The sequence below is a fragment of the Geodermatophilus sp. CPCC 205506 genome, from assembly GCF_051383635.1.
GTDB lineage: Bacteria > Actinomycetota > Actinomycetes > Mycobacteriales > Geodermatophilaceae > Geodermatophilus.
The window spans coordinates 1-6,653 of sequence record NZ_JALPKP010000098.1 but is presented as its reverse complement, the minus strand read 5'-3'; the positions used below and the strand labels follow the sequence as shown (position 1 = coordinate 6,653).

The 6,653-nt window shown below is 76.1% G+C and carries 8 protein-coding genes; 2 read left to right on the top strand and 6 right to left on the bottom strand.

Annotation, left to right across the window (positions count from 1 at the left end):
* Window positions 1–162: 162 nt before the first annotated feature.
* A complete protein-coding gene (locus MY520_RS27620; protein ID WP_436695904.1) occupies window positions 163–807 on the bottom strand; it encodes a nitroreductase family protein in 645 nt (214 codons plus the stop codon).
* Window positions 804–1,355, bottom strand: coding sequence for a DUF488 domain-containing protein (locus tag MY520_RS27615; protein WP_436695903.1), 552 nt, complete (start codon window positions 1,353–1,355; stop codon window positions 804–806). Before MY520_RS27615 ends, MY520_RS27620 begins: the two co-directional genes overlap by 4 nt.
* 91 nt (window positions 1,356–1,446) lie before the next feature.
* Here MY520_RS27615 and MY520_RS27610 point away from each other — a divergent pair, with 91 nt between their 5' ends.
* The gene (locus tag MY520_RS27610; protein WP_436695902.1) at window positions 1,447–2,604 is read left to right on the top strand and encodes an MFS transporter; all 1,158 of its coding nucleotides are present in this window, start codon (window positions 1,447–1,449) and stop codon (window positions 2,602–2,604) included.
* Between the two features lie 54 nt (window positions 2,605–2,658).
* Window positions 2,659–3,096, top strand: a complete 438-nt coding sequence (locus tag MY520_RS27605; RefSeq protein WP_436695901.1) for a hypothetical protein — start codon at window positions 2,659–2,661, stop codon at window positions 3,094–3,096.
* A 3-nt stretch (window positions 3,097–3,099) separates the two neighbouring features.
* On the opposite strand, the gene MY520_RS27600 is transcribed toward MY520_RS27605, so the two are convergent.
* The 4 genes from MY520_RS27600 to MY520_RS27585 all read right to left on the bottom strand — a co-directional run bounded on the left by MY520_RS27600 (window position 3,100) and on the right by MY520_RS27585 (window position 6,477).
* A complete protein-coding gene (locus tag MY520_RS27600) occupies window positions 3,100–3,441 on the bottom strand; it encodes a hypothetical protein (RefSeq protein WP_436695900.1) in 342 nt (113 codons plus the stop codon).
* Between the two features lie 76 nt (window positions 3,442–3,517).
* Window positions 3,518–4,333 carry an ABC transporter permease subunit gene (locus MY520_RS27595; protein WP_436695899.1) on the bottom strand — a complete coding sequence of 272 codons (816 nt, stop codon included), beginning with the start codon at window positions 4,331–4,333 and terminating at the stop codon, window positions 3,518–3,520.
* On the bottom strand, window positions 4,330–5,247 hold the full coding sequence (locus MY520_RS27590) for an ABC transporter ATP-binding protein (protein WP_436695898.1): 918 nt from the start codon (window positions 5,245–5,247) through the stop codon (window positions 4,330–4,332). Before MY520_RS27590 ends, MY520_RS27595 begins: the two co-directional genes overlap by 4 nt.
* A 165-nt stretch (window positions 5,248–5,412) precedes the next feature.
* Entirely contained in the window at window positions 5,413–6,477 is a 1,065-nt protein-coding gene (locus tag MY520_RS27585; protein WP_436695897.1) for an NAD(P)-binding domain-containing protein, read from the bottom strand.
* Between the last annotated feature and the right edge of the window lie 176 nt (window positions 6,478–6,653).

Below are 6,653 nucleotides of genomic sequence, written 5' to 3'. Positions count from 1 at the left end.
CGGCTCGGGCACCAACGACAAGGCCGGCGCCGCGCAGAACCTGCTCCGCTGGACCAGCACCCGCTCGATCAAGGAGACCTTCGTCCCCGCCACCGACCACCGCTACCCGCACATGGGCTGATGGAGTGGTTCCGCCGGGGTGACCCCGGCGGAACCACTCCATCACCAGCGGTCGAGGTGGAGGACGGTGTCCAGCGGGTCGCGGGCGGCCGGGCGGAAGGTCTCGCCGGTGTAGAAGGCCGTCGGGACCAGCGCGGCCTGGTGGACGCCGTCCGGGATGCCGAGGATGTCGGCGACCTCGGCCTCCCGGCCCAGGTGCAGCGTGGTCCACGCCGTGCCCAGGCCGCGGGCGCGGGCGGCGAGCATGTAGCTCCACACCGCCGGCAGCAGCGAGCCCCACAGCCCGGCCTGGTTGCCCTCCGGCAGCGGCCGCCCGGTCGCGATGCACGGGACGACGAGCACCGGCACCTCGCCCATGTGCTCGCCCAGCCAGACCGCGCTGTCGCCGACCCGCTGCTGCACCTCCGACCGCTCGGGGCGGTCGGCGAACAGCCGGCCCGCGAAGGTGCCCGCCTCCGCGTACCGCTGCACCCGCTCCCGGTAGACCTCGCCGACCGCGGCCCGCTGCGCCGGATCGGTCACCACGACCCAGTGCCACGACTGCGCGTTGGACCCCGACGGCGCCTGCAGCGCGATCTCCAGGCACTCGCGGACCAGCTCCAGCGGCACCGGCCGGGTGAGGTCCAGCCGCCGGCGGACTGCGCGGGTGGTGGTGAGCAGTTCGTCGGGTGTCAGCGGCAGCGTCATGCGTCCACCCTGCCCGACGCCGGCCAGTGCACGAGCCCGTCGTCCCCGAGCAGCGCCCCGGCCGACGGCACGTGCGGGGTCAGCCGGCCGTCGGGCATGAGGTGGGTGACCGGCACGCCGCGGGCGAGGACGGCGACGTCGGCGACCAGCCGCCGGTGGCAGCGCCACCACACGCTCTCGCTGCACATCACCGCGACGGTCGCGGTGCCGGCGTCGGCCAGCACCTCGTCCAGAGCGGCGGCGAACTCCGGCGTCCGCGTGTGCGCGGCGTACGCGGCGAACTGCGCGACCGTCCACCAGCCGTCGGCCACCGGACGGTCCAGTGGCAGCCGGCGCCGCCCGCCCAGCCGGGCGTCCCACCGGTAGCCGATCCCGGCTGCGGGCAGCCACTGCTCCAGCGCCTCGCGCCGGACGTCGGGGTTGCTCCGGCTGCCCGGGAACCGGCGGACGTCGACGACCAGGCCGACGCCGGCGCCGGCCAGCCGCGCACCGAGCCGGCCGCGGTCCTCGGGGCCGTGGCCCACGGTCATCAGCGGATCAACGGCCACCCTTCCCCCTCACGCCTCGCACGCTCGGCGCGCGCCCCCTGGAGGGAGGCCGTTGCTGATGCGTTCCCCGGCACTCCCATAGCTTCGGGGCGTGCAGAGGGAAACGGCCGAGCCGCGGACGTCGCTGTGGCGGGTGCCGGCGATGCGGGCGCTGGTGGGGGCGACGACGCTGGGGTTCGCCAGCTACTGCCTGACACTGGCGTCGCTGCCGGCGTACGCGGTCGCGGGCGGTGCCGACGCGGGGACGGCCGGGGTGGTGACCGCCGTCTTCCTGGTCGTCACGATCGCCGTCCAGTCGGTGGTACCCGCGCTGACGGCGCGGTACGGGCTGGGGCCGGTCCTGGCCGCGGGACTGGTCGCGCTCGGTGCGCCGTCCCCGCTGTACGTCGTCGACGACGGGCTGGTCTGGCTGTCCGCGGTCGCCGTCGTCCGCGGGGCCGGGTTCGGCGTGCTGACCGTCCTCGGCGCGACGCTGGCCGCGCAGGTCGCCCCCGTCGAGCGGCGCGGTGAGGCGATCGGGCTGTACGGGCTGGCCATCGCGCTGCCCAACCTGGTCGCCGTCCCGGCCGGGGTCGCGCTCGTGCTCGACGGGCACGTGGCCTGGCTGGCGTGGCTGGCCGCCGCACCTCTGCTGGCGCTGCCGCTCGTGCCCGGGCTGGTCCGCGCGGTCTCGATGGAATCGACGGCCGGACGGTCGTCGCGGGCCGCGGCGCTGGCCGCGCTCACCCCGTCGATCGTGCTGCTCGCGGTCACCCTCGCCGGTGGCGGGTTGGTCACCTTCCTGCCGATCGAGCGGCCGGACGGCGTCCTGGCGACGGTGGCGCTGCTGCTCTTCGGCGTCACCGGCGCGCTCACCCGCTGGCAGGCCGGTCTGCTCGCCGACCGCTTGGGGCCCCGCCTGCTGATGCCGCTGGCGCTGCTGGTGGCGGCCGCCGGGCTCGCCGTCGTCGGGCTCGGGCTGGTCACCGGCGACGCGTGGGTGCTGGTCGGGTCGGCGGTGTTCGGCGCCGGGTTCGGCGCGGTGCAGAACCTCACGCTGGTCACGGCGTTCGCCCGCGCCGGCGAGGGCGGCGCGACCGCCGCCAGCGCGATGTGGAACGCCTCGTTCGACGCCGGCACCGCGGCCGGGGCGCTCGGTCTCGGGCTGGTCGCGGCCGGACTCGGGCTGGAGTGGACCTACGTCGCCGTCGCCATCGCGCTCGTGTGCACCCTCCCGGTGGCGCTGGCCGCGACCCGCCGGCCCCGCTGACCGGAGGCGCCGGACCCTGTCCGCCCCGGCCACCCCGGGTGTAGGAGTCGCCGCATGGGCGAGTCCGAGGTGCTCGAGCTGTTCCGCCGGGCAGTGGCCGGCGACGACGCGCAGGCGATGCGCTCCGGGTTGGAGCGGTTGTTCGGCCTGACGTCGGGGGAGGGTCTGTCGGCCGAGGACGAGTACCGGGTCCGGCACCCGGACTACGTCATGGAGATGCCGCAGTCGGGGGAGCGGATCCGCGGCCGGGACGACATGCGGTCGATGCAGGAGGCGTTCCCGACGCCGCCGACCCTCCGGCTGCGCCGCGTCGTGGGCGCCGGCCGGGTGTGGGTGGTGGAGGGCGTCAACGACTACGCGGGCGACGTCTGGCACGTCGTCGTCACCCTCGAGCTCGACGACGACGGGCGGATCCTCCGCGACACCCGGTACTACGCGCAGCCGGTCGAGCCGCCGTCCTGGCGGGCGGCGTGGGTCGAGCCGATCGGGTGAGCGTCAGCCGGTGAAGCGGTCGGCGACGGACTGCTGGGTGCGGATGAGCACGACCTCCTCGCCGGCCCGCTGCAGCCAGCCGCGCAGCCCCTCGGGGTCCTCGCGGTTGGCGTCGCGGAGCACGCCGAGCCGAAGCTGGCGCGTGTTCGCCTGGGCGCGCTGCGCCGGGGGGAGCCGGCGGGCCTCGGATCGGGCGATCGAGGTGAGGCCGGCGCCGACGAAGACGAGGTCGCGGATCGTCGTGACGCCGGCGAGCAGCTCCTCGGCGCCCGCGGTGTCGTCGTCGGCGAGCAGGCGGACGAGTTCGTCGGCGGTGCGCCGCCCGGCGCCGGATGCGTCAGTCACGGTCCCACTGTGCCCGCCCCGCCGGCGGACGCCGTCGGGAGGGGCAGAAGTGGCCACTTCTGCCCCTCCCGGGGTGCTAGGCGTCGCGGCGCTGGAAGGTCACGGTCGCGACGGCCAGGAGGACGGCGACCTCGGCGGCGAACACCGCGAAGCCGACCCACGGGTCCAGCAGCACCGGGTTGAACGACTCGGGGGTGGCGATGCGGCCGCCGGCGTTGCCGGGCATCAGCCTGGTCGCCCACTCGCCCCACGCGTCGGGCAGCAGCATCACCATGGTGCCGACGACGAACACCAGGCCGAGCACGATGGACAGCGCCGCCGCGGTGTGCCGGACGAGCAGCCCGACGGCGGCGGCGAACAGCCCGAGGCCGGCCATGTAGAGGCCGCTGCCGTACATCGCGCGCAGCACGCCGTCGTCGGTGAGGGCGATCCCGATGCCCTCCTGGCCGAGGAACCAGTTGCCCGCGGCGTACCCGGCCAGCGCCGTGACGGTGCCGGCCACGAACAGCGTGCCGGTGAGGACGAGGCCCTTGGCGGCCAGCACCGCCCCGCGGGAGGGCGTCGCGGCCAGCGTGGCCCGGATCATCCCGGTGCCGAACTCGCTGGTGACCGCGAGCGTGCCCAGGACGATGGCGGTGACTTGGGCGAACATCATCCCCCAGGTGACGAAGGCGCCCACCGGCTCGCCGGTCGCGCCGGCCGCGAGGTCCTCGGCGGCCAGCGCGCACACCAGCGCGGTGAGCCCGGCGCCGAGGACGAACATGGCGGCGACCGACCAGCCGGTGGAGCGCACCGTCCAGAACTTGATCCACTCCGCGTGCACGGTGGCCCGGAAGCCCGGGCTGGTGGGGGACTCGGTGCGGGTCCAGGCGTGGGTCCCCACGGCGGTCATCGCTGCGCTCCGGTCGGCTGGGCGGCGTACTCGACGCTGTCGGCGGTCAGGGTCATGAAGGCGTCCTCGAGCGAGGAGCGCACGAGGGTCAGCTCGTGCAGCAGCAGGCCGGCGCGGCCGACGAGCTCACCGAGGGCGGCCGGGTCGAGGCCCTGGACCCGCAGCTCGCTGCCGTGCGCGGCGACGTCCAGCCCCTGTCGACGCAGCAGCGTGGCGACCTCGTCGCGCTGCGGGCTGCGCACCCGCACGTAGGAGGCGGCGTGCTCGGCGATGAAGTCCGGCGTCGAGCAGTCGGCCAGCACGCGGCCGCGCCCGATCACCACGAGGTGGTCGGCGGTGAGGGCCATCTCCGACATCAGGTGGCTGGAGACGAAGACGGTGCGTCCCTCGGCGGCGAGGTCGCGGGCGAGGGTCCGCACCCAGCGGATCCCCTCGGGGTCCAGCCCGTTCACCGGCTCGTCGAGGACGACGACCGGCGGGTCGCCCAGCAGCGCCGCGGCGATGCCCAGCCGCTGGCCCATGCCCAGGGAGAAACGGCCCACCCGCTGGCCGGCGACGGCGGTGAGGCCGACCAGGTCGAGCGCCTCGTCGACGCGGGAAGCCGGGATGCCGTTGCTCACCGCGAGCCAGCGCAGGTGGTCGCGGGCGGAGCGGCCCGGGTGCAGGGCCCGGGCCTCGAGCAGCGCGCCGACCTCGCGCAGCGGGGCGGGGGAGTCGGCGTAGCGGCGGCCGTTCACGGTCACGCCGCCGGAGGTGGGCCGGTCCAGCCCGAGCACCATCCGCATCGTCGTCGACTTGCCGGCGCCGTTCGGGCCGAGGAAGCCGGTGACCCGGCCGGGCTCGACGGTGAAGCTGACGTCGTCGACGGCGGTCCGGGCGCCGTAGGTCTTGGTGAGCCGGTGCGCGGTGATCATGCGGCCACCGGGCCGCGCGAGGTCGGGGAGGTCATGCCGTCGAGGCTGTCGGGCGGCCGGGGCGGTGACCATCGGGGAGCGCCCTGAACCGACCCTGAACGACCCCTGGGCGGGGCTCGGGGGTGTGCCGGGGTCGGGCGGGCTCCGGGTCGGGCCCGCTCCCGGTCAGGCGCTGCGGGGCAGGTCGTGCCCGGGGTGCAGCAGCCGGCGCAGGTCGCGGGCCACCGCCCGACCGGCCCGGTTGGCACCCACCGTGCTCGCCGACGGCCCGTAGCCCACCAGGTGCACCCGGGGCTCACCGGCGACGTGGGTGCCTTCCATCCGGATGCCGCCGCGGGAGCCGCGCAGGTGGAGCGGGGCGAGGTGCCCCAGCGCCGCCCTGAAGCCGGTGGCCCACAGGATCGCGTCGGCCCGCACGAACCGGCCGTCGTCCCACGCCACGCCGTCGGGGGTGATGCGGTCGAACACGGGCAGCCGGTCGAGCACGCCGCGCTCGCGCGCCTCCCGCACCCACGGCGTCACCACCAGGCCGGTGACGCCGACGACGCTGCCGGGGGACCGGCCCTCGCGGACGGCGTCCTCGACCAGCGCGACTGCCGCCCGGCCCGCCTCGGGGCCGAACGGCTCCTCCCGCCAGACCGGCGGCCGCCGGGTCACCCAGGTGGTGTCGGCGACCTCGGCGATCTCGCCGAGCAGTTGGACGGCGGACGCCCCGCCGCCCACGACCACGACGGACTGCCCGGCGAACTCGGCGGCGCCGCGGTAGTCGACCGGGTGCAGCTGGCGGCCGCGGAAGGTCTCCTGGCCGGGGTAGCGCGGCACGAAGGGGCGGGTCCAGGTCCCGGTGGCGTTGACGACGGCGCTAGCGGTCCAGTCGCCGGCCGAGGTCTGCACCAGGAACCGGTCGTCGGCGGTCCGGCGGACGGCGCCGACCTTCACCGGCCGGTGCACCGGCAGCCCGAACCGCCGCTCGTAGTCGGAGAAGTAGGCCGGGACGGCCTCGGCGGCCGGAACCTCGTCCCCGGCGGCCGGGAACGGCTCCCCGGGCAGGTCGTGCACGTGGTGCGTGCGCGCGAGGGTCAGCGAGGGCCAGCGGTGCTGCCAGGCGCCACCGGCGCCGGTCTCCGCATCGAGGACGACGAATCCGGTGCCGGGCGCGAAACCGACCCGGGCGAGGTGGTAGGCCGCGCTCAGCCCGGCCTGGCCGGCGCCGATCACCACGACCTCCACGTCCCTGTCCACGTCTGGGACAAACGGCGCCCGACGCTGCCCGCTTCCGCCGCGCGGTGTCCGGTTCCGCACACCTGACCCGCCGGCTCCCGCGGCCGTGATCACGCGGCCGCGTCGATCGGTGGGTGGATGAGGATCTCGGTGCCGTCGGGGCGCCAGGTGCGCCATCGGCCGTC

What these genes read in the sequence shown, in the direction of transcription:
- MY520_RS27620 (WP_436695904.1), bottom strand. Translation starts at nt 807, where the DNA reads ATGACGCTGCCGCTGACACCCGACGAACTGCTCACCACCACCCGCGCA.
- MY520_RS27605 (WP_436695901.1), top strand. Translation starts at nt 2,659, where the DNA reads ATGGGCGAGTCCGAGGTGCTCGAGCTGTTCCGCCGGGCAGTGGCCGGC.
- MY520_RS27595 (WP_436695899.1), bottom strand. Translation starts at nt 4,333, where the DNA reads ATGACCGCCGTGGGGACCCACGCCTGGACCCGCACCGAGTCCCCCACC.
- MY520_RS27590 (WP_436695898.1), bottom strand. Translation starts at nt 5,247, where the DNA reads ATGATCACCGCGCACCGGCTCACCAAGACCTACGGCGCCCGGACCGCC.